General features: G+C 39.7%; 26 protein-coding genes and 2 pseudogenes. 9 read left to right on the forward strand and 19 right to left on the reverse strand.

The features are described 5' to 3' along the window. Window positions 1–175: 175 nt before the first annotated feature. The 3 genes from CDC33_RS34090 (at window position 176) to CDC33_RS34100 (ending at window position 2,960) form a co-directional block, all read left to right on the forward strand. Window positions 176–571 carry a four helix bundle protein gene (locus CDC33_RS34090; RefSeq protein ID WP_109006962.1) on the forward strand — a complete coding sequence of 132 codons (396 nt, stop codon included), beginning with the start codon at window positions 176–178 and terminating at the stop codon, window positions 569–571. Window positions 572–574: 3 nt separating this feature from the next. Continuing rightward, entirely contained in the window at window positions 575–1,762 is a 1,188-nt protein-coding gene (locus CDC33_RS34095) for a transposase (RefSeq protein ID WP_109006963.1), read from the forward strand. Window positions 1,763–1,946: 184 nt separating this feature from the next. Then, window positions 1,947–2,960: an HlyD family secretion protein gene (locus CDC33_RS34100; protein WP_244919492.1), complete on the forward strand. Its 1,014-nt coding sequence runs from the start codon at window positions 1,947–1,949 to the stop codon at window positions 2,958–2,960. Here CDC33_RS34100 and CDC33_RS42040 read toward each other — a convergent pair. The 18 genes and pseudogenes from CDC33_RS42040 to CDC33_RS38040 form a co-directional block, all read right to left on the reverse strand. Further along, window positions 2,957–3,873, reverse strand: a pseudogene (locus CDC33_RS42040) (ISL3 family transposase); the annotation flags it as partial. The gene CDC33_RS34100 and the pseudogene CDC33_RS42040 overlap by 4 nt on opposite strands. Window positions 3,874–4,172: 299 nt before the next feature. After that, window positions 4,173–4,730: a WGR domain-containing protein gene (locus CDC33_RS34110; RefSeq protein ID WP_109013040.1), complete on the reverse strand. Its 558-nt coding sequence runs from the start codon at window positions 4,728–4,730 to the stop codon at window positions 4,173–4,175. Window positions 4,731–4,743: 13 nt separating this feature from the next. Beyond that, the gene (locus tag CDC33_RS34115; protein WP_109013041.1) at window positions 4,744–5,100 is read right to left on the reverse strand and encodes a hypothetical protein; all 357 of its coding nucleotides are present in this window, start codon (window positions 5,098–5,100) and stop codon (window positions 4,744–4,746) included. A 176-nt stretch (window positions 5,101–5,276) separates the two neighbouring features. After that, window positions 5,277–6,899 (reverse strand): AAA family ATPase, encoded by a 1,623-nt coding sequence (locus CDC33_RS34120; protein WP_109013042.1) that lies wholly within the window; start codon window positions 6,897–6,899, stop codon window positions 5,277–5,279. Next, the gene (locus CDC33_RS34125) at window positions 6,896–7,153 is read right to left on the reverse strand and encodes a hypothetical protein (protein ID WP_109013043.1); all 258 of its coding nucleotides are present in this window, start codon (window positions 7,151–7,153) and stop codon (window positions 6,896–6,898) included. Before CDC33_RS34125 ends, CDC33_RS34120 begins: the two co-directional genes overlap by 4 nt. Before the next feature lie 41 nt (window positions 7,154–7,194). After that, the gene (locus CDC33_RS34130) at window positions 7,195–7,401 is read right to left on the reverse strand and encodes a DUF2997 domain-containing protein (RefSeq protein WP_109013044.1); all 207 of its coding nucleotides are present in this window, start codon (window positions 7,399–7,401) and stop codon (window positions 7,195–7,197) included. Between the two features lies 1 nt (window position 7,402). Then, window positions 7,403–7,852: a DUF1257 domain-containing protein gene (locus tag CDC33_RS34135; RefSeq protein ID WP_109013045.1), complete on the reverse strand. Its 450-nt coding sequence runs from the start codon at window positions 7,850–7,852 to the stop codon at window positions 7,403–7,405. 273 nt (window positions 7,853–8,125) lie between these two features. Next, window positions 8,126–9,199, reverse strand: a complete 1,074-nt coding sequence (locus tag CDC33_RS34140; RefSeq protein ID WP_109013046.1) for a hypothetical protein — start codon at window positions 9,197–9,199, stop codon at window positions 8,126–8,128. A gap of 78 nt (window positions 9,200–9,277) precedes the next feature. Further along, window positions 9,278–9,475: a hypothetical protein gene (locus CDC33_RS34145; protein WP_109013047.1), complete on the reverse strand. Its 198-nt coding sequence runs from the start codon at window positions 9,473–9,475 to the stop codon at window positions 9,278–9,280. 215 nt (window positions 9,476–9,690) lie between these two features. Beyond that, window positions 9,691–9,984 (reverse strand): hypothetical protein, encoded by a 294-nt coding sequence (locus tag CDC33_RS34150; protein ID WP_439956645.1) that lies wholly within the window; start codon window positions 9,982–9,984, stop codon window positions 9,691–9,693. A gap of 138 nt (window positions 9,985–10,122) precedes the next feature. Next, window positions 10,123–10,395, reverse strand: a complete 273-nt coding sequence (locus CDC33_RS34155; protein WP_109013048.1) for a hypothetical protein — start codon at window positions 10,393–10,395, stop codon at window positions 10,123–10,125. 207 nt (window positions 10,396–10,602) lie between these two features. Then, window positions 10,603–11,160: a hypothetical protein gene (locus tag CDC33_RS34160; protein ID WP_109013049.1), complete on the reverse strand. Its 558-nt coding sequence runs from the start codon at window positions 11,158–11,160 to the stop codon at window positions 10,603–10,605. Window positions 11,161–11,266: 106 nt separating this feature from the next. Then, window positions 11,267–11,914 (reverse strand): hypothetical protein, encoded by a 648-nt coding sequence (locus CDC33_RS34165; protein ID WP_109013050.1) that lies wholly within the window; start codon window positions 11,912–11,914, stop codon window positions 11,267–11,269. After that, window positions 11,890–12,018: a hypothetical protein gene (locus tag CDC33_RS41455; protein ID WP_280524469.1), complete on the reverse strand. Its 129-nt coding sequence runs from the start codon at window positions 12,016–12,018 to the stop codon at window positions 11,890–11,892. Before CDC33_RS41455 ends, CDC33_RS34165 begins: the two co-directional genes overlap by 25 nt. 2 nt (window positions 12,019–12,020) lie before the next feature. After that, window positions 12,021–12,239, reverse strand: a complete 219-nt coding sequence (locus CDC33_RS34170; protein WP_109013051.1) for a hypothetical protein — start codon at window positions 12,237–12,239, stop codon at window positions 12,021–12,023. A gap of 228 nt (window positions 12,240–12,467) precedes the next feature. Further along, the gene (locus CDC33_RS34175) at window positions 12,468–12,665 is read right to left on the reverse strand and encodes a hypothetical protein (RefSeq protein WP_109013052.1); all 198 of its coding nucleotides are present in this window, start codon (window positions 12,663–12,665) and stop codon (window positions 12,468–12,470) included. Next, window positions 12,662–12,862: a hypothetical protein gene (locus CDC33_RS34180; protein WP_109013053.1), complete on the reverse strand. Its 201-nt coding sequence runs from the start codon at window positions 12,860–12,862 to the stop codon at window positions 12,662–12,664. Before CDC33_RS34180 ends, CDC33_RS34175 begins: the two co-directional genes overlap by 4 nt. A gap of 69 nt (window positions 12,863–12,931) precedes the next feature. Beyond that, window positions 12,932–13,153 carry a hypothetical protein gene (locus CDC33_RS38040; RefSeq protein WP_146195909.1) on the reverse strand — a complete coding sequence of 74 codons (222 nt, stop codon included), beginning with the start codon at window positions 13,151–13,153 and terminating at the stop codon, window positions 12,932–12,934. A 270-nt stretch (window positions 13,154–13,423) separates the two neighbouring features. Between CDC33_RS38040 and CDC33_RS34185 the strand changes: the two genes are divergently transcribed. The 6 genes and pseudogenes from CDC33_RS34185 (at window position 13,424) to CDC33_RS34210 (ending at window position 17,967) form a co-directional block, all read left to right on the forward strand. Next, window positions 13,424–13,678 carry a hypothetical protein gene (locus CDC33_RS34185; RefSeq protein ID WP_109013054.1) on the forward strand — a complete coding sequence of 85 codons (255 nt, stop codon included), beginning with the start codon at window positions 13,424–13,426 and terminating at the stop codon, window positions 13,676–13,678. A 222-nt stretch (window positions 13,679–13,900) separates the two neighbouring features. Then, on the forward strand, window positions 13,901–14,830 hold the full coding sequence (locus CDC33_RS34190) for a hypothetical protein (protein WP_109013055.1): 930 nt from the start codon (window positions 13,901–13,903) through the stop codon (window positions 14,828–14,830). A gap of 93 nt (window positions 14,831–14,923) precedes the next feature. After that, the gene (locus tag CDC33_RS34195; protein WP_109013056.1) at window positions 14,924–15,235 is read left to right on the forward strand and encodes a hypothetical protein; all 312 of its coding nucleotides are present in this window, start codon (window positions 14,924–14,926) and stop codon (window positions 15,233–15,235) included. Between the two features lie 238 nt (window positions 15,236–15,473). Further along, window positions 15,474–15,677, forward strand: coding sequence for a hypothetical protein (locus CDC33_RS34200; protein WP_109013057.1), 204 nt, complete (start codon window positions 15,474–15,476; stop codon window positions 15,675–15,677). Beyond that, window positions 15,674–16,114 (forward strand): hypothetical protein, encoded by a 441-nt coding sequence (locus CDC33_RS34205; protein ID WP_244919494.1) that lies wholly within the window; start codon window positions 15,674–15,676, stop codon window positions 16,112–16,114. The genes CDC33_RS34200 and CDC33_RS34205 overlap by 4 nt, the downstream gene beginning before the upstream one ends. A gap of 227 nt (window positions 16,115–16,341) precedes the next feature. Next, window positions 16,342–17,967, forward strand: a pseudogene (locus CDC33_RS34210) (IS1634 family transposase). Window positions 17,968–18,127: 160 nt separating this feature from the next. On the opposite strand, the gene CDC33_RS34215 reads toward CDC33_RS34210, so the two are convergent. Next, window positions 18,128–20,284, reverse strand: a complete 2,157-nt coding sequence (locus tag CDC33_RS34215) for a Tn3 family transposase (RefSeq protein ID WP_109013058.1) — start codon at window positions 20,282–20,284, stop codon at window positions 18,128–18,130. Window positions 20,285–20,297 lie beyond the last annotated feature (13 nt).

A 20,297-nucleotide genomic window follows, 5' to 3' on the forward strand; every position in this document is an offset into this window, starting at 1 on the left:
GGGAGGCAGGGGGAGAGAAAGAAATTAAGTATACTTCAGGGTATGTCGGTAGCAAAAATTACTACTTTCTCTCTTTACTCCCCCTGCTTCCCCTGCTCCCCCTGCCCCTCACAAGTGTAGGTTTTTTACAAAAAACATCTAGAATGAGGTAAGACTAGGTAGACAAGGAGGGAAAGTGGACAAGGAGGAAGAACGCAGAAAAATTATAACCCACGAAGATTTAATCATCTACCAAAAAGCATTTCAGGCAGCTATAACTATTTTTGAGATATCAAAACGGTTCCCAGACGAAGAAAGATACTCTCTTACAGACCAAATTCGTCGTTCATCTCGCTCAGTTTGTGCCAACTTAGCAGAGGCTTGGCGAAAAAGAAGATATAAAGCCTCATTTATCGCCAAATTAAACGAATGTGAAGCAGAAGCAGCAGAAACCCAGGTTTGGCTTAAGTTTGCCCTCAGATATCAGTATTTATCGATAGAAGAGGAAAAAAATTTATCTGGTGCATATAATCAAGTATTAAGCGGATTAGTCAAGATGATTAATCAACCAGAAGATTGGTTAATTGGTTGAAGAATGCTAAAGAATAAGTATCTCAAAGAATGGGCGAAAATTGTTAGTTATCATTTCCCTGATCTATCTTTGCCAGAAGTAGCAGGTTTAGCCACTTGGAGCTTTGGGATAGTGATGACAGGCTCAAGTAGTCTAACCAGAGTCTCAGAATTTATCGGCAGGCTTAATCAAGAGAACACTAATGCAGTTCGACAAAGACTAAAAGAATGGTATCAAGAAGCAGATGCCAAAACAGGAAAAAAAAGAACTGCTATAGATGTAACTAAGTGCTTTGCTCCTCTACTCCAATGGATTTTGAGTATGTGGAACAGTGAAGAAAAATGGCTTCCTCTTGCGGTAGATAGCACTAATATTGGACAACACTTCACGGTTCTTTCTGTTCATGTTCTCTATCGGGGTTGCGGCATTCCTGTAGCTTGGAAAATTGTCAAAGGAACAGAAAAAGGAGCTTGGAAACCTCATTGGCAGCAATTATTCCAATCATTGAAAGATGTTGTTCCTCCGGAAATGCAAGTCGTTGTTTCAGCAGATAGAGGACTCTATGCTGACTGGTTGTTTGACACAATTTGTGCTTTGAATTGGCATCCTTTTTTACGAATTAATTATACTGGAACATATCAAATTAGAGGAGAGACCGAATGGCAGTTTTTAGATAAACTAGTACAAAAAACAGGGACGAGTTGGTCTGGAATAGTCACCTGTTTTAAAACTAATCCACTCAATTGCACAATACTTGCCCGTTGGGATGAAGGTTACAAAGATCCTTGGTTAATTGTCACGGATTTACTACCCCAACAAGGGGATGCTCTCTGGTATTCTTTACGTTCTTGGATTGAGTGTAGTTATCGGGATATCAAAAGTGATGGTTGGCAGTGGCATAAAACTCGTTTACGAGAACCAAATAGAGCCGAAAGGGTATGGTTAGCTATGGCTGTAGCTACCCTTTGGACTATAACAATTGGCACTGATATAGAGCCACATTACCTAAATAATTTATCGAAAGAACTTTCTCCAAATCATCTGGACAAAAAACAAGATATTCCCAAAAAAACTGTTTGTAAGATTTCTTGTTTTCTTCAAGGTTTAATTCATATTCTTGCTGACTTACTTAACGGCAAGGCTATTTCTTTAACTGGTTTGTTTCCACAACCCTACCACAGTACATCTGCTGCTGCTGCCAATACTTCCTAATCTCAATGAATGGTTCTGGCGTAAAAAAGCTTCCTTGTCTACTTTCCCCCCAAGTCTTCCAAGTCTTACCTCTTTCTAGATCTGATTGTAAAAAACCTACACTTGTGAGTCCCCCTGCCCCCCCTGCCTATTTCACGAGGATCTCACTTTTTCGCGTTGCTCCCCAATAACTTCTGTTCAAAAATTGGAACAGTTATCAATAGATACATCCGATCTTCAACCAAAACCACCCTCAACAGCACCGCGTTATATTCCGAAATTCGACCAACCTGTAATTCTTAGACAATCTCGCAAGTGGTCACGCGCTATCCTTTGGGGTTTGATGGCTGTTACAACTGGTACAATTATCTGGGCAAACATCGCCAAAATTGAAGAAGCAGTTTCCGCTACTGGTAAGTTAGAGCCTACAGGCACAGTTAAAGAAATACAAGCTCCTGTTGGGGGCGTAGTTAAAGAAATTTATGTTGAAGATGGACAGCAGGTTAAACTTGGTGAACATCTTATCGAGCTTGACCCTACTACTGCTAATGCTCAACTTGACTCTTTGAAGAAAATTCGTCTATCTTTACTCAGAGAAAATCAATTTTATCAGTCTCAACTAAGAGGAGTGAGGGAGGGAGAGAGCGAGAGAGGGAGGGAAAATGCTCTCATTCCCTCACTCCCACACTCCCTCACTCCCTCACTCTCCAATGAAATGCTTGACCTTACCAAAAGTCGAGTTGCTCTAGTTGCAGAGAATCGTTTATATCGTGCCCAACTAGATGGTACAGGTTCTAGCAGTGGACTTTCCATTGAACAAAAAGAACGATTGTTCTCTACTTCTGAAGAATTGGATGCGCGGTTCACTGCTGCAAAACTGGAAATTGACCAATTAAATCGTCAACTTAACCAAAGCCAAATAAAATTGGTTAGCACAAAAGATACTCTCAAAATGAATCAGGGGATTCTTGACAATATTACTCCCTTAATGAATGATGGGGCGATTTCTAAAATCCAATACTTCAAGCAACAAGAAGAAGTTAGAAACGCTCAATCAGAAATTGACCAGCTTACCCAAGAAGGATTTCGTTTACAATCTGCTATTAACCAAGCACAAGCTAAGTTGCAATCAACTGTAGCTATTTCTCGCAAAGATTGGCTCACCCAAATTGCAGATAATAACAAAAAAGGATCTTCAGTACTTGTTATGCCAAACTAATAAATAAAATGCCAATTTAATAAGCATCTAATTCTAAAGTTTTCAAAATTTCTAAATCCATAACTAGAACGTTTAATCAGTTTAAGCTTATTATTAATTCCCTCAACCATACCACTATTTGTACCATTATCAAAGTAAGCAATAATTTCATCATACCAACGAATAATAGTGTTGTTGCTATTGGGAAAATATTTTTTAGCTCTCGATAACCACATACCTAGTTTAAACACTCCCGCATACCAATCATTTGTCTTATTAAAAATTTTTCTAATCTTTTCTTTTAGTTCATGCATTACTTTTAAAACAGGAGATACATTTTTAACTTGGATAAGCTTATTAGCTTGCTCCTCATTTAAGTTATCTTCATTCTTAAGTAAGGGATATTTACTATTTTTTAATGCGAGTAATATCTCTTCGTATTCATCTTTTTTGCTGCTAATTTTTCTTTCTTAATTAAATCTTCTATATTTCGTTTTTCTCTTTTTCTTTGTGTATCTAATTCTTTATTTATCTGTGTCATTACATGAAATCTATCTGCTACTACTTGAGCATTCGGCATTAATTCTAACACTAGGTTTTTATACCCTCGCCACAAATCTATACTTACCTCTTTTATTTGCTCTAACAGCTCAGTTCCCCATTCTATAAGGGTTTTCTTGATTATTTCTTGTGTGCGATCGCTTAAAATCGCAATTAGTTTAGATGTATCTAAATCTACTAATACTGCACAGTAATTCCCCTTGCCTTTAATCAGAGCTATCTCATCAAGTCCAAGTCTTTTTAAATTCAAAGGTTTTAAATTGGGTAAATCCTCAGATGCATCTTTTAACATACGTTCTATCTCTTCTGTTGTAACGATACCTTTTGATGCTAAGCTGTGTATGTCATTTTCTAAAACTTCTGATATTACTTTTATGTCGTCTAAATCAAGAATCTCTGTGAGGATTTTTATATCATTTTTATGAACCATAGCTGTAAATCTTCCAAAAAATAATCTGATAGTATTTACAGCTAATAACAAATATTCCTTATGTGTCAATGATTGCAATGCGTTTAGTAAAGTTTTAATGCAATTCTTAATCTTATTTTACAGATATAGCTAATAATTTAGCATAGTAAGTACTGAAGAACCATAATCGTAATGTAGTGTTGCTGTGTTAGACATTTTTTTTGTCCTAATTTTTTCAAAAGCTTACATCCGGGTCTTTAAAATTACAAATGTCGCCAGAAGTTCTTACTGATAGTCTTGAGACTGACTACCTTGGGTTCTGCTGTCGCTTCAGGGGCATGATCAACAGCCACCGCAACAGCAATTGGTGCAGGAGTTGCTAGCAGAGAATTGAGTAATTCTCGCTGATGATCCACATCAGCAAGAGTTCGGTATATTGTGTAGGGATCAATTTGCATCCCCAACGGCGTGGGTACGATTTTTAAGTATTGATTAAGAAGTTGAATGTAATGCTGATCAAAATTCCGATGAATCACATAAGATCGTATTGCATTAAGCAATCCAATAGCTCTCTCAATTTCGTAAACATCACAGGTATCTATTTCTGGCTGACTTTCGCGGTAGCCTTTACCTTTTTTCTCGGCTACCAGATTGTTAAATTTACTAACTGCTCCTTGATGATTAGCTAATGTGTGGACTTTAGTCTGTGCTTGATAACCGACTCTGCCCCACTGCACTGTTAAATTACCATCTTCGACTTTGGCCGCCCAGAATTTATTGCTGTTTCGGATAGCATCAACAAAAACTAAATAGATTTCCATGTTTCTTACCCTGTCAATTCACAGCTTGACGGGCATTGCCCCATCGAATTTGATGCTGTAAAGCTTCAAGTAATGTTTCCGCTTCCAGAGTTGTTAGTCCATTTAAAACAGAGCAGACATCCTCAAACAAGTTTTTATACAATGGATATGAAACTAATAAGCCCAGATTAGACAATGCATCCTCAAGTGCCTCAGCAACAGTATGCTTAGTAGAACTGTCTTTTTCTAACGTAAAAATGTAAGTTGCTAATGCCATTCGGAGCATAAGCTTAGTTTCCCTGTCCAACTTCTCTAAATACACACCATATTTATCAACCAGTTGGTCAATAGTTGGAGTCTGCCCGTAATAAGTAACTAAGTCTGTCGTCATGTTTATTCGCCTTATTAAGTATGTTAATTGATTGCTCTCAATTACTAAAAGAAAGAGTGATTGCCCCCATAGAATCAGGAGACAATCGCCCTCAAGAAGGGTAAGGGGAAAAGGGGAAGGGGGAAAGAGGGTTTTCTTTATTCCTTTCCCCTTTCCCCTTTCCCCAAGATTATTTCTCAGTTCATATTCCGAAACTTAGCAGCACGCAAAGACTGAGTTTTCACTGCAACCACAGGGCTACTAGCCCGTCGTGCGGTTGATGCCCAGGACTGCATCCGCTCGACTGCCGCAGCGTCCTGAATCGCAAGCGGGGTGATGGTTTGACAACAAGCTTCGAGGTCAGCAAGCGTTACCTGTTGTGGTCTACCCTCATCGAATGCCAGCAAAGCAGCTTCAGATGCTAGCGTTTCCAATTCAGCACCGGAAAATTTCGCGGTGTTCGCAGCGATCGCTTCGAGGTACTCCGATTCCAGGTGAATGCCAAAGCGTTGCAGATGAATCCCTAGAATCTGCACACGCTCCGGTTCTGTGGGAAGATCAACAAAGAAATTTTCGTCAAATCTTCCCTTTCTCTTGAGTTCAGACGGTAGTGCTGAGGGGTCATTGCAAGTTGCCACGACAAACACACCACATTGTGATTCGGACATAAATGTAAGGATATTGCCCAAAATCCTCTGTGAGACTCCACTAGTGTCACCAGTACCCGAAAGTGCTTTTTCTATCTCGTCCACCCATAAGACACAGGGTGCGATCGCCTCGGCAGTTTTCAAAGCACGTCTGACATTCCCCTCAGACTCACCTACCAGACTGCCCAAAAGGGACGCAATATCGAGTTGCAGAAGTGGTAGATTGAGTATGCTAGCGATGTTTTTGGCACAGTGAGATTTTCCTGTTCCGGGTGGGCCAGCCAGCAACACACCTTTTGGTTGGGGTAAGCTAAGACTTCGTGCCTCTTGTGTAAACAGACGGCGGCGACGAGTCAGCCATTCCCGCAGTAAATCCAAACCGCCGAACGGGATAGTTGCAGGCTTACCCAATTCAATACCCATTTGAGACAACAGCCGAGTTTTATACTCGACGGCTTTGGGGATGAAATCAGCGCCAACGACGACACCATCATTAGTTAAGTTTTCTTTGACTGTTAACCGAAGGAAGTCGCTAATCTCCTCCAGGGTTAAACCCAGCGCTGCACGAGAAAGAGTTTCAAGTTCAGCATTTTCAAGCGTAACAGTAAAAGTCAATTCCTGTTCAATAGCTGACTGTTGTAGGTCATGCAAATAAGAATTGAGATGAAGTAGTATTTGGTCAATACTAGGTAAAGGAACTTCACAATAAGGAATCAGCCTGACTAGTGATTCGTGTAATTGTATGTTCTGTCCTAACAATACAATGCGTTTATCTGTGGGTTTTAACCGATGGTATAAATTTTTAACTTTGGATAAAATCTCCCAACTCAATTGAGGTGAATTCTTACCAATGAACGGGTGAATATCTCCGAGAATGAAAACTCCATCACCACTAAAATTCGCAATGTAATCAAACACATACAACAATGGGTCAGCGTGTTGTGGTTTTTTATACTCTGCAACTGGCTTAAATATTAATCCTCCATCTGCTGCGATTAAACATTGCTCCAGGGTTGATACTCCCAAATTCCAGAAGAACACAGGACTTGATAGCTTGTTAGATGCCTCTGTAGTTAGCCACTGAATAATTGTTGCCTCGTCGGGAGACAACACATCAACAGCAGCAATGGGGATTTGTGAATCGAGTGTAGAAAGCAGATTTGAAAGTTTCATTGTTTTTCAACTTTATAAGGAACTGGTGATAATTCGTCATGTGTGTTTACGACTTTTACGATCACCTCATAAGCTTCGGCATCGCCGTCAAAAACCTCAGCCATACCATTGCGCTCTGATTGAGCAACGGCAGAAATTAAAGCATTCAATAGCACACACAACCCTTCAGTATTCACTTTGATGATCGCAGGTTGGTGTGTTTTCTGTTGTGCGTAAATATGAACAAATGGGTATTCTTTAGCTAATTCGTTCATGATTGTTTTTAAGGGGGAACTTGTGGATTCCCCCGTGTTGATTACTGACGCAAACGTGTCTGGTTACTGTTCGTAGTCCGAAGTTGTGGTGCTGATTCGTCTTTATAAGTGCGATCGCCTTCGACAACTCCCAATGCTTCCTCAAACGGCTGTGTCGCTGACAAGCAACTCAAACCCTCAAAGCCTTCTGCCTCAACTCGTACTTCGCCTGTAGCTGAATCAAAATGAATCAAAACTGAACGTTCCATACTATCTCCTTACATATTGTTGTACTTCTTGATGTCCGGCAAAAGTCAGCCGTAAAGTTTGTACAGTACCGTCAGTGGATTCTGCGATCGCACATTCACCAAACTGCTCTTGTAATTCGGCGGCTTTAGCACGAACCATTCGTTGTCCATAAGCCAGCATTAGTTTATTGCTGAAAAAGTCTTTGCCCAGCTTCGGAACTGTTTCATAGCCGTCGTGTATTACGTCGTACACGCCGCTTGACTGATTCCATTTGAACCCGATGTCTGCACGGGCTTTTATGGTGCGACCAGACACAATGATTTCAGCGCTTTTTCCTTGAGAGCCACCGTAGTATCCTTTTAGTGGCTGTGCTGTTTCGTAAACTTGCGGATTCAGTTTCAAATCTTGTAAAGCTTGTACTAGACATTCGCGGTTAGTAAGCTTGGTTTTAACGGTTGAGAAGTGTGACATGAGAATTTTGCTCTTAATAGTAGAAGTGCGGTATTCTTTTTGAGGTGTATATGCATTTCCGTTTAAGGTGCTAGTCTTGAGCGAATGCACCCTCGCCCAAGACTGTTTTTTTGAAGAAGGGAAAAGGGAAAGGGGAAAAGGGGAAAGGGGGAAAGGTATAAAAGCTTGTGACTAAATTTGTGACTAAATGGGGTAACACTTCGATAATGCTATAAACGGGAGCATTATCATAAATCCCTTTTCCCTTTCCCCTTTAACCTTTTCCCCTCTTTTTTACCTGAACTTAAACGACATCACGGTAGCTTTCGATAAGCCCACGTCGTCAGTCGCAAGTGATTGTAGATTGCGTTGTTCATCTAACAACTTGGCGCGAATCTCTTGCATCTTTTGCTGTAATTGACTGCGCGTATCAGAACCAAGATTCTTCGACTCAATCGCTGGGTCGGTGACAATCGAATCTAAGTGCGCCATCATCTGTTCTAAACTGCTGCCAGCTTCAGGTGAGGCATTTGCCAGTAACACCCGCACTTTCATCAGGTGTTTTTCCATCTTTTTTTTGAACTGTACTGGCTTACGTCCTGGCTCCCAGTCGCTCAATTCTTCAAGGAGTTGCGCGGCGAGTTGTTCACCGCCAGCTAAAGCAGATTCCCGTAGCTTTTGCTCTAGATTTTGGTCATACTGTTGAATGAACTTGGTAATCTGGTCTAGACACTCGGCTTGTTGCTGATTGAGTTGTTCGGACAAAGCAGGTATAATCACCGGACGACCAATAACAACTTGCAAATAGTCTTCAAGGTCGGTCAGAGTCGGAAATGCTCTTAACAAATTAGCTTTTACAGATTCTTGCTTATCGTGTGCTAATTCCCAGGTGTTAAGTGAGAGGAACTGGTCAATGCGTTCTTGATAATCTACAAGTCCCGCTTCGTAATCAGCTTTTAATTGATTGCGTAAACCAGGGGCAATGTTGTCTCTAATATTGATTAGCTGATTCCATACCAGGGGAGCTAAATCAATCGGACAAATCCAATCACCAGTATCAGCAGACATCCATTCTTGAACTGAAGCAATCTCTTGCCTTAATTGGGTAGCAGCTTCATCCAATTTCTTAAATACCTTGATACCCCGCAAACCAACTTCGGAATTAGTAACTTTAACAAGGTCTGATTCAATTTCAGAAACTTCAGCTTGTAGTACATCCGCCCATTTAGGTGCGGCAGACTTTGTACTTTTCTTTAGTTGAATACGAAAGCGAATGCGAGTTTTATTTAACTGTGAGAAATTGTGGCGCTCGACTACTGCATTAGTTAGAAAATTTGTAGCGATAGTGTTGTCGATTGCTTGTACCATGATTATTTACCTCAATCATTATTTTCACTCTCGATTAAGCGAAGCTTTTCTTAGACTTAAATATCTTTGTTGACAAGGCTAGAAAAGCGGTAACTGATATGCCTTGGGCAAATGCTGATAAATATCTAAATCGTGAGCTTTATACTCCCGCACGTAATTATTCCAATTCCATTTGACTGTAATTTTGTTGCCATTAACAGCGATGATTTTGCCCCAATACTCATCTGCTTTAGATGGAATTACAATCAATATATCTTCAACAGCAAAATTAGACATGACTGCAATATTCTTTGTAATTAGAGCTAGACCATAAGCCTATAAGTTCCTATGTCTCAAACCAGACAAGGTTGTTCTTTTATGATTGCAATCTCTAGTCTGTGGCTATTTCTCAATTTGGGGATATCTGGAATAGCTCTATAGATTACTTTTGTAGAGCTTTTTTGTAACCTAATGTGTCTTTTTATGACTGGTGGTTTATGTATTGACATAACTCAAAATAGTTGAAGTTGCTGTGAATTATCCTGTACCACAGGCTTTTGATAAACCATGCCTTCGACTTCATAACACCGAGTCATAAGTTTGTTTCGATTTAGCCGAAAGCTGGCTTTTTTCTTTTGATTTGGCAGAGGTAGAAACAGATACTGTGGATGTTGGATAGTACCTGCATCGCCTAAGTATCGACAATGTGTACCATTAATTTGGTAAACTTTTGATGAGCTTAACAGTGTCGCGTTATACACTTTGATCAAATTTGTTTCCATCTTAGTAGCAGTGAAGTGTGCCATAATTTGTTGTGGAATCGATTTTTATCTACAGTCAGACTGATTAAATCTGACTGTAGAGTTTTTCATGCATAATCTGATTCTTATTTCGTCAACATTTTCGTTACCTCTGCGTTAATTATTGATTGACAGTGACAAATATTACAGATAGAAATGCTCGAAAATCTGATTGAGTTTTTCCTTTGATTCATCAGGCAGAGCATTAAAATCAAACTCGTCTGATTCCCAAACCTCATCCAGACTTGTAGACTCATCGATAATGTTTGCAATCAAACAAGATTCATTGTCATAGTTCCAACCATTTGCTAGAAGCCACGGCAGAACTCCCTCAGATTGCAATAGTTTATCAATGTCGAAAGAGTCAGAAAACTGCTGTAAGTTTTCGATACTAGGGTGAACGATTATTGTTGTCATTTCTTGTTATTGGCGGACTAGTAGACAGCAAAAAGAGGGGGAAAGGTTAAAGGGAAAAGGGAAAGGGATTCATGAATTAAATCATCCTTAGAAAAGCAAGGTTTTTACCTTTACCCCTTTACCTTTTCCCCTTCCCCTTCTTTATTAGCTGTAGACAAAGCTTGAGTAACTTATAACTACAGTCTCTCAAGCCCTGTTTACAACTCGCTAAAACACCATCTCCGCCGCAGCTTTTGTTACAGCAATTGCCTGTTTGCTGATCTCACGCCAGTCGCTTTGCTCGTTGTAGGATGCCATGACTAATTCCGACTCTACCCATACCCGACAGAACAACACGTTTTCATCTGTCGTTCCCGGAGTAGGCTGTAGTGTGATGGGAGAATACAATTGTTCTGGGGTCAAAGTTGCGATCGCTGCAAGTATACTTTTGGTAAAGTGAGTATCATGACCAGATTCGAGGATGTACGTTCTGTCTGCCTGAATTGTAGCTAACAGTTTATACACTTCTTTACTTCTGCGCTCACACTTTTCAAATTTCAGTTCTCGCAAATATCCAGTCAAGGCAGTGGAAGCGATCGCAGTTACCTCATTATTACTGAGGGTATACCACAGTGAACCATTGTGACGATTGCAGTAGATTTTGCAACTGCCAGCTTCAGAGTGTAATCCCAGTTTTGGCTTATTGATTGCTGCAACTAACTGCTTGAGCAGTTCCTCTTGGCGCATCAAAGCAGCAAGTATTTCGGCATTTTCTTGAGGGTTCATTGTTCAATACCAATACATTTCACTTTCGCATTGGCGCAGCCTGTATTTGACTTCTCGAAACCAGCAGCGCGACCGATGAAGATTTCGGTCACGCCTGCTGATTTTCTTACGCCGCCATTCCCTCTATCCATGCCAAATCTTCGTCTGTGAACCCGCCGCAATCAAGTGGCTCATTTGAGGACGACTCGTACTCTAAGAGCATCAGCCATTCGGAGGCTGTTAATTTATCGAACGGCTTATCCAGCAGTTCCTCACAAGATGGTTGCATCGGTTCTACCATCGACAATACCCACACCGCATCAAAGGCAGAATCACACGGAACTTTCTGCTGATGCACTGAAGTTGCCTGAATAACCCACCACTTGCCCTCTGTGCAGCCGATAGAACCGAGTTTCTGTTCATCCTTATAAATGCCGTCATCTAACAACTCAAATCCGAATTGCTCACATTGGGCGGCAATTTCGCACATAACTTCGTTCCCGGTTGTAGCTCTTGGTGCTTCTTGCTGTACTGGCAGAGTCCCTCGCTTATACTGCCAGCAGATGTAGCGATGGCAAAGCATTAGGGTAGCAGCACGATGGACTTCCGCATCGTTCACCACTACTACCCAAGGTTGTGTTAAATCATCATCATGAGTAATAGTGGCTATCAGCTGCTTACCAGCGTAATATTCGTGGTCGTAGAAGCTGATTTCGATTACTCTCAATTCTTCAACTTTGACGCAAGGGGTTACAGTTGTTGCAACTTGTGGCATAATTTTAAAATTCCTTTTGGATTATAGGCGATCGCGTAGTTTTCCAGACAGAGCGATCGCCTTTTGATTTGTGTACTAATTGATGTTGTGGCTTGCCACAACACTCTCACTCTCTTATTGGCGAAGCCTCCCTTAAGAAAGAAACTTGCTCAGATGGAGGTTGCAGTAATTCCCAAATATCGGGATTATTTTCTGACGTGATTTCGATTATTGCTGGCGTTTTAAGTGCCGCCTTATTTTCTGCTTTGATTTGCTCTATTCTCAAAGCGTTATCATCCAGAAGTGATTTGCCCCAGTCGTTGGGATTTGTGTACTGAAGTGTCATTTAGCTGAGTCCTTTTTTATAAATCGTTTTGCGTATCAAGAGGCATTCTCTGTGTGGGTTGTAGTTTACCGCAACGCTCTCACAAGTCTTTGGCGTAGCCTCCTGCCTTATTGCTCGGCTTCAAACCCAGTCGTCCTCATAACCAAAGTATTATTTGAGTGCAAAAAAGCGCAATGCTTGTGACATCGCGCTTTACTAGAATGTAAAGAAAGGTTAGGTTAGGAGGTTTTAAACTTGTCCTTGTCGTCTGAGCAGTTCGCCGATTAAAACTTGACAACGCCTGCTAGTTTCATGGGCAAGCTTCATCATTTGATGACCTTGTTTCCTGTCGCCTTGTTCAGTAAGCTCAACGCCTTGACGACTATAGTTCGTCATCTCCCGCCCTAACTCCTTAATTCGAGCTTTCAACTGTTCGTCTGTTTTCACTGCTCCTCCAGTTCCGAAATTAAGATGTCTAGATTTTCTGCTTCTACATAAAGTTTATCGGCTGCACTCTCCAGTAAACTAGCATCAGAAAAATCTTCGTTGTCTAATGCTGCTTGGGCTGCTACGTACAACTGATCAACTAAATTTTGTAGTTGTTGATATGTACGTCTCAATACTGACAACGTGGTTGATTTCATATCCTCCTGTTCATTTCTTGGGTTGACCAGCACATAGCTGTAGAGAAGATGCTAGTTACCGCATCCTAATTACAATCGTTTGCTGTGAAATGGCGATCGCACTCTTAGGGTAGGGCAATGCCAGAGCAATCGCATACGCTTGTACACGATTGCTGACGGGGCAATGTCAGAGGTGCGATCGCTTTGATTCTGAAAAGATTGAAGTTTTTTGCAACCAGTTTTTTTAGACTTAGTTAGGTCATCAGGATCATCCCAGATGGCTTGAGCTTTTACAAGTTTACTTCCGGCCACTCCGGGTTAGCTCCGGCTACTTTTCCCGGCGGCACTTCAGTTTTGGTTAGCTGAAAAATGTCTCTGTACTGTGTTTAAACTCGGAACTTTAACTCGATTTGGTTTAACTTTGCGAACCCTTCGCGTTACGGGTGCAGGTGGTTCGCTTTCCTTGCCCTTATATTTATATTATATGATATTATCACTACATTATCAATATCTGGTTCATGAAATTGTCATTACAAGCAGTCATTGATAAGCTAGAATCAATAGTCTAGGAATTAAACAAATATGACTAAAGGAACAAAAGCCTCTTCGGATCGTGTTTTCATTCAAATTCAAGTTGATCAAGAGAGGAAAACAAAATTTGCAAATAAAGTCCGCAGCCAAGGGAAAACAATCACGGATATCCTAATTTCGTGGATTGATGATTACATTGATGAATCTGAGAAGATAGATGTAACAGACCTAAAAAAGCGAATAGAGGCTTTAGAACGCAAATCATATCAGCAAGACTCTGTAATCATGGGGGAATTGTCCGCCTGAGAGAAGAAAATGATTCTCTCAGGCAAAAACATTCACAATTGATGGATCTTCTTAAACCGGACAAGCCCGCTAGCGAATAAGCGGGCTTTGTTTTTGTTATAAGCACCTACAGTGATAAAATAGTGATATCATCACTATAAACTGTTAAAAAGTGGACAGTTAAAAGACGACCGCCCGCCGTCCAAGCATAGCGATCGCCTGTCCCATAAGCTAAGGAACAATATGAGTTTACCTTTAAATGAATCCGTGTTGCTGGAGTCGAGAACACTGAGGACTTCAGCTTTAACAAATTTTGAGAGCGATAAAGCTTTATCCATTCTCTCCAAGGCTAAAGCAATAATTTTTGCTGTCTGGGGTGGCAGTGGTTGGGCTACTACTGCACAGGTAGCAGAATACTTTGAGGCGACGGAATCAGCAGTCAAAGAACTCTACAGAATTAATCACCCAGAATTCCAAAGTGAAGAGACTAAAACCCTTACAGGAAAAGACTTACGGGATGCTCGACAGATACTCTGTCTACCATCTAAGACATCTCAGGTTAGAGTTTTTTCGCCTCAAGGCACGTTGAGAATCGCAATGTTGTTACAGCAGTCTGAGGTAGCAGCACAAGTAAGAACCATCATTTTAGATTTAGTTGCAGCCGTACCTTCTTTCACGGAAAATCATTCTCCTACACCTGCCCTCCCTCCAGTTGAGCAACGGTTACATACTTTCGTACAGGCAATGAAGACTTTAGCCGAACTCACCGGTGGCAGACTCAACCCATACATGGAACAGAATTGCTTTGACTTCGCCGCCAATCTGATAGCTGACTACAACAGACAGTCCTTAAGCGGCACACAAGAAAAGTGGATGGGCGTGGTGAATTTTGCTGAGATAGAACTGGGTAAGAAAGTCCCCCTGAGCGGCACTCACTACCGGGGACACTTGGGTACATGGGTTCGCACGTTTTACCCACAATTAGGCTCACGCCAAGAAACGCGATTGGTTAACGGTGTGCAACAGCCCATCTATGTCTACGCTTGTCACGAGCCGACTGTTGCGGCTGGGTTGACCAAAGCTATAGAAGAGTTCTTCGCTCATCCCAGTCCTGGTGCAGCGCTAAGGCAGGCGGGGGCTTTCGCTAGCAAGAAGGAAAAAGTATCAGTTTAGTAGCCATCAGTTTTTAATTATCAGTTCCCTGAATCCTTCTGACTGTTGGTCAATTAAATAATACCCACGTAGAGAATTAGCACTGAAAATTTTATGATCATCCCTTTTAATTTACAAGCACAAGTTACAGCCACTGATGGTAAAGAGTGCATAATTAGCACTGCTTATGTAGACATCATCCAAATTCTGACTTCTAAAGAATTAGCTCAAGCTGACCCGGAAATGAGGGGAACTTTAGACATGATTGCAGAAAATGGGAGCTTTTGTGGCGACGGTGTTGATGAGTTTCTGAGCGATGTTTTAGATGAACTTCAGGACTGGGAATTTGTCGAAGAAATTGACGATGGCAACAGTACTTACTGGGTGCTTACCCCAAAAGGCGTTTTGCTCCAAGCTGAACTGTAACGAAAATAATCGAGCGCACAATCACAATTGACCTGCAATTACGGATTGCTCCTCATTTTATTCCAGAGTTCGAGTCCACATAACTATGACGAGATTTCAAGACCCAAGAGCAGCAGCACTGACCCAACAGATCGACCATATCAATGGAATAATTTTACGCCTTGGAGATAAAAGCGATCGCTATTAAACAAGTAGCAATCGCCACGTTAAACACTTTTTTATATTTGGCATAACCAACATGAGAGTCATTGTTAGAGTCACCGAAAAGATTATTAGTGAAGCTCACATCAATATTCCCGATGGGCTTTCAGAATCAGACATTAGACAGCATATTGTAGACCGCTATAACAGTGGCGAGATGCTGACTGATATGAACATTTTTCAAGTGGATTTTGAATCAATCAGCGCTCAAGTTGTCAAACAAGTTGGAGAGAATTTATGACTGTTGCACAACTCCTGACATCACAATCACATACAAGTGCATCTATAGAAACTGTTGGTAGACATCCACTGAACTTTTACGAGTCTCCCTCATGGTTTACTACAGAACTACTGCGCCATGTTCCATTATCTGGTGTGATTGGTGAGCCATGTGTCGGACATGGGGCGATCGCATCTTTGTTGAATGTGTGGCCTCATGCAGAACATATTTGGACTAACGACATAGATCCGAACAAACAGGCACATTTTCACTACGATGCAACATTAGCCGGATCATGGGAAAAATTTCCAAAGTGTGACTGGATTTGTACCAACCCACCATACGCAGAATTTGCTGCACCAATCATCAAAAATGCGTACCAGAAAGCGCGTGTGGGTGTCGCTGCTTTTTTACTTACCAGCCCACACTCCGCACTTCATAATGTAGTTGAAAAATAATACATAAATCTGCGCTGATACGAGTAAATAAAGATACTCAAAATATTTAAGTAAATGGGATGAAGAAGAAATTTATAGTGTGAAGTATAAAGTGGGTAAAAAGCTGATAAATGCTTGGCTTTAGGTCTTTTACAAGAATAAAGATACATTGTATTATGATATCGACTGAGGCGTGATGCTATCCGTGAGACAATCAAAAAATCAAAAATATTTTAGAGGTAAAAAAATTGTCTCCAACCTCAGAAACAAAAATTAAAAATATAGATCACTTAGGAATAGTAGCGGGGCTAATTGATGAAATAGGAATAGTGGAAATAATCAACTCCAAATTATGAATAGATATTCGGGAAAAAATTTCATCAGGAATATTAGTAAAAGCTATTTTGCTGAACGGATTAGGATTTGTATCAAGACCTTTATATTTATTTAGGCAGTTTTTTGATGATAAAGGAATAGAGATATTATTAGGAGAAGATGTAGAAGCTGATTGTATAAATGATGACAAGATTGGCAGAGTCATGGATAAATTATATAAATATGGATTGAATAATCTATTTATAGAAATTGGATTATCAGTAATTAAGAAATTCAAAATAGATACAAAATACTCACATCTGGATGCGACATCATTTCATCTACATGGAAAATATAATAGTGAAGATAATCAGGAAAAAGAATCAGAAATAATCAGAGAAAGACCAATAATTATAACCAAAGGATATTCTCGCGATCATAGACCAGATTTGAAACAATGTGTTTTAGATTTAATAACGAGTAGTGATGGAGACATCCCATTATTAATGAGAGCGGGAGATGGTAATGAAGCGGATAAAGCCGTATTTGGAAAAATCTTAGCAGAATTTAAAAAGCAAATAGTTTTTGACAGTATTATGGTCTGCGACAGCGCATTATATAGCCAAGAAAACCTCAGATTAATTGAACATTTAAAATGGATAACTAGAGTGCCGATGACAATTAAAAAAGCACAAGAGTTAGTTCAGTCTGTAGAGATAGAAGAGATAAATCTAGAAGAAATAGAGAGAAGATCAGCCCTAAATTTAGACGGATACAAGTGGAAATCAGAAATAGTAAATTATGGTGGGATTAAACAAACTTGGCTAATAGTAGAAAGTCAAAAAAGAAAAGATAGTGATTTAGACAAGCTAGATAAGAAGCTAAAGAAAGAAAAAGAGCAAGTTGAAAAGTTGCTGAAAGAATTAAAAAAAGAAAATTTTGAGACTCCAGAGCAAGCCCGATATAAACTAAAAGTCATCAACAAAAAGTTGAAACTATTTGAAATTAAAGAAGTTAAACTTATCGATAGTAAAACAAAAGATAATAAGACTATTTACAAAATATCAGGAGTGGGTAATGAAAAACCAGAAGAGATAGAAATACAAAGAAAATCAGCCGGAAGATTTATTTTGGCTACTAATTTAGTTGATGAGGAAAAGTTAGAACCATCAGAAATTATTAGAAATTATAAAAATCAACAGTCCTGTGAGAGAGGATTTAGATTTTTGAAAGACCCTTTATTTTTTGCTGATAGTTTCTTTGTTGAAAACCCTGAGAGAATAGAGACGATGTTATTTTTAATGTCTCTGTGCTTGTTAGTTTACAATCTCGGTCAGAGGGAACTGAGGAATAGCTTAAAAAGAATCAAAATCGGCATCAAAAATCAATTAGGAAAGTTAACTTTATCTCCTACGTTAAGATGGGTATTTCAATGTTTCCAAGGAATTCATCTTTTGATTTTAAATGGGGTTAATCAAATTATTAATTTAACTTCAGAACGCCATTTTATTTTGAATTGTCTGCCATCGTCTTGCCAAAAATATTATCTGCTTTCTTAATCTAAACAACGTTAGGAGATTGAAGCACAATTTATTAATATCCGGAGGAACAGTAATTGCACCTCAAATTTTTATTGCTTACACAACCTATTTTATAGGTCAAATATTTTCTGTTGGATTATTTATCTTCATGCCGTAGATTCGTTCATTACTATGAGTCTTAATTAGCCTGATTTTTTGCTTTTATCTTGGCTGTAATCCCTTTGTACTTCAATTTGAAGTGCGGAATGTAGGTTTTAGGGCCAGCTGCCTTAAATCGCTGACCATCGCTTGAAGAAGTTTTCCCATCACCCCAATAGGCAGAAAATGGAATTTTGGTATGAAAATTAATTATCTCTGCTAGAGCCTTTGAGTATGTTTCATCACGTATATACCAATCATCAACCCACGCTAATCGCTCGAAAGTTAAATCGGGTGAGGGTAATGCCTCAGCCATTTTTACCAAACCTAAATTAATCGCGTCAGCTAAAATAGTACTGAGTAAAATAATTTTATCTGAAGCCAATTCCCCCGTTTGTAGATGGGTAAAGTGTTTAGTAAAACCAGTCCAAGAATCAACTTCAATAAGTAATTCTGTCAGCTTAATTCGCGGTAATAAATTATAAATTCGGTCGCCAAACTGAGTAGCACCGTCAGGCATATTACTAATAACTGGACTGATCACTAATTTTTCATTTTCAATGAGAACGCCAGGTAGTTTATCCGTTGCTAGTAAGTCAGAAACTTTATCGAATTGTTCAAACAACAATTCTTGACGTTGTTTAATATAAGTCGTAAAATCCGTTGTAATCGCCACTGGTATTTCATTGTTATTGCACAGAATCTGCCATTGGTCTTGGGGTAGAAGATAATCCTCAAAATTCTGATACTGTCGAGAACCTGCAACCGAAATGTCCCCCGAACGCAAACAGTCTCGGAGTTCACTTAAGACACACATTTCGTAATAATGACGGTCAATTTTACCATTATTAAACACATATTTTAACCATCGGGGTTTGATAAAATCAACTGGTGCATCGTCTGGTATATTACGGCGATTAGTGTCATTTAGTTCTTTGATTAAATTTAACGCTTCAATAATAGCTGCGGCTGGATTGCTGGCTTTAAACTCAAAGGCTGAAAGTAATGTTGGTGTATATCTACGTAATTGGGAATAACGTCTGTCGAGCAAATCAAAATAATCAAAATCCGCAGGACGTGCTAATTTCCCAGCTTCTTCAACACTTTTCAGAAAATCATCCCAACTTAACACCGATTCAATGGCAGCATAGGCATCTCCTTCTCCCTCTCTGGCGTTAATTAGAGCATCTCCTATATCAGCATAGAGCCTGACTTTCTCATTAATAGCTTTTCCATCGTGTTGAAAATTTTGGTTACGTTGATTTTCACTGCGGCGGAACAATTTACCTATCATCTTGTCGTGCATTGAGATTGCAGTGTCAACAAATATGGCAGATGTTTCTAATAAAAAAGCAACCAAAGTAGCATATCTTCTTAGCTCATCTAATCTCGCTATGTGTGCAGGCGTTGTTTTCACTCCAATACGGGTTAATTGCACCAAACGATTATGGTGTACTTTAGCTAGACATGAGCTATCTAAATTTAAATCACGAATAAATTCAAACTTATCTAATATTTTTAAGAAATTCTTGGGATTGGCTACTCCAGGTGGTTGGCGCAACCAAACTAATGGAGTCCGGTTCTTTTCAACATTTATCACCAATAAACCATCAAGTTCTTTCTTTTGAATAGTTGTTAAGCGTTGAGTTAGTGATAAATAAAATTGGTTTTGAGCGCGTCGTCGTGTTTCCCAAGCCAGCCTTTCAACTGTAGACATTGCGGGAATTATTATTTTAGTCCGACGCATTTCTTCAATCAGTGCTTCGACTAAAGCAATTCCCTTGTCTGTGTTAAAAGCCAGTTTCATCAACCATTTAGAGAGTCTTTTATAGTGAGATATACTCATAGAGTCATAGCCTAAAACTTTCTGAAGTTCTGCTAAATGCTCCCGGCGAGTGGTATCTCGTACCGCATATTTTTTGAAAAACTTCGGCTTAACTGACAATTGTGAGGCAACATAGGACAAAATGGAATTCGGTACTTTTTCTCCTAATTCCCATACCCGACCTGGGAACCGCAAATAACATAATTGCACCGCCATTCCTAAACGATTATGTACGCGACGGCGACTGTTTATAACTTTTAAATCATCAGTGTTAAAAGTGTAGTAGCGAACAATGTCTCTGTCGGTAATATCTATAGGTATTTGAGTAAATTGAATTCGTTGTATATCAGATAATAATTCGCGGGTAGCCAAGTTTTAGACCATC

Source organism: Nostoc commune NIES-4072, from assembly GCF_003113895.1.
Lineage (GTDB): Bacteria > Cyanobacteriota > Cyanobacteriia > Cyanobacteriales > Nostocaceae > Nostoc > Nostoc commune.

Bases quoted from the DNA above. Each gene is read 5' to 3' on its own strand.
- CDC33_RS34160 (WP_109013049.1), bottom strand. From the start codon at position 11,160: ATGAACCCTCAAGAAAATGCCGAAATACTTGCTGCTTTGATGCGCCAA.
- CDC33_RS34150 (WP_439956645.1), bottom strand. From the start codon at position 9,984: ATGGCACACTTCACTGCTACTAAGATGGAAACAAATTTGATCAAAGTG.
- CDC33_RS34180 (WP_109013053.1), bottom strand. From the start codon at position 12,862: ATGAAATCAACCACGTTGTCAGTATTGAGACGTACATATCAACAACTA.
- CDC33_RS34115 (WP_109013041.1), bottom strand. From the start codon at position 5,100: ATGACGACAGACTTAGTTACTTATTACGGGCAGACTCCAACTATTGAC.
- CDC33_RS34170 (WP_109013051.1), bottom strand. From the start codon at position 12,239: ATGACACTTCAGTACACAAATCCCAACGACTGGGGCAAATCACTTCTG.
- CDC33_RS34120 (WP_109013042.1), bottom strand. From the start codon at position 6,899: ATGAAACTTTCAAATCTGCTTTCTACACTCGATTCACAAATCCCCATT.
- CDC33_RS34185 (WP_109013054.1), top strand. From the start codon at position 13,424: ATGACTAAAGGAACAAAAGCCTCTTCGGATCGTGTTTTCATTCAAATT.
- CDC33_RS34130 (WP_109013044.1), bottom strand. From the start codon at position 7,401: ATGGAACGTTCAGTTTTGATTCATTTTGATTCAGCTACAGGCGAAGTA.
- CDC33_RS34125 (WP_109013043.1), bottom strand. From the start codon at position 7,153: ATGAACGAATTAGCTAAAGAATACCCATTTGTTCATATTTACGCACAA.
- CDC33_RS34110 (WP_109013040.1), bottom strand. From the start codon at position 4,730: ATGGAAATCTATTTAGTTTTTGTTGATGCTATCCGAAACAGCAATAAA.
- CDC33_RS34095 (WP_109006963.1), top strand. From the start codon at position 575: ATGCTAAAGAATAAGTATCTCAAAGAATGGGCGAAAATTGTTAGTTAT.
- CDC33_RS34205 (WP_244919494.1), top strand. From the start codon at position 15,674: ATGACTGTTGCACAACTCCTGACATCACAATCACATACAAGTGCATCT.
- CDC33_RS34135 (WP_109013045.1), bottom strand. From the start codon at position 7,852: ATGTCACACTTCTCAACCGTTAAAACCAAGCTTACTAACCGCGAATGT.
- CDC33_RS34195 (WP_109013056.1), top strand. From the start codon at position 14,924: ATGATCATCCCTTTTAATTTACAAGCACAAGTTACAGCCACTGATGGT.
- CDC33_RS34165 (WP_109013050.1), bottom strand. From the start codon at position 11,914: ATGCCACAAGTTGCAACAACTGTAACCCCTTGCGTCAAAGTTGAAGAA.
- CDC33_RS34200 (WP_109013057.1), top strand. From the start codon at position 15,474: ATGAGAGTCATTGTTAGAGTCACCGAAAAGATTATTAGTGAAGCTCAC.
- CDC33_RS34155 (WP_109013048.1), bottom strand. From the start codon at position 10,395: ATGACAACAATAATCGTTCACCCTAGTATCGAAAACTTACAGCAGTTT.
- CDC33_RS34140 (WP_109013046.1), bottom strand. From the start codon at position 9,199: ATGGTACAAGCAATCGACAACACTATCGCTACAAATTTTCTAACTAAT.
- CDC33_RS34145 (WP_109013047.1), bottom strand. From the start codon at position 9,475: ATGTCTAATTTTGCTGTTGAAGATATATTGATTGTAATTCCATCTAAA.
- CDC33_RS34190 (WP_109013055.1), top strand. From the start codon at position 13,901: ATGAGTTTACCTTTAAATGAATCCGTGTTGCTGGAGTCGAGAACACTG.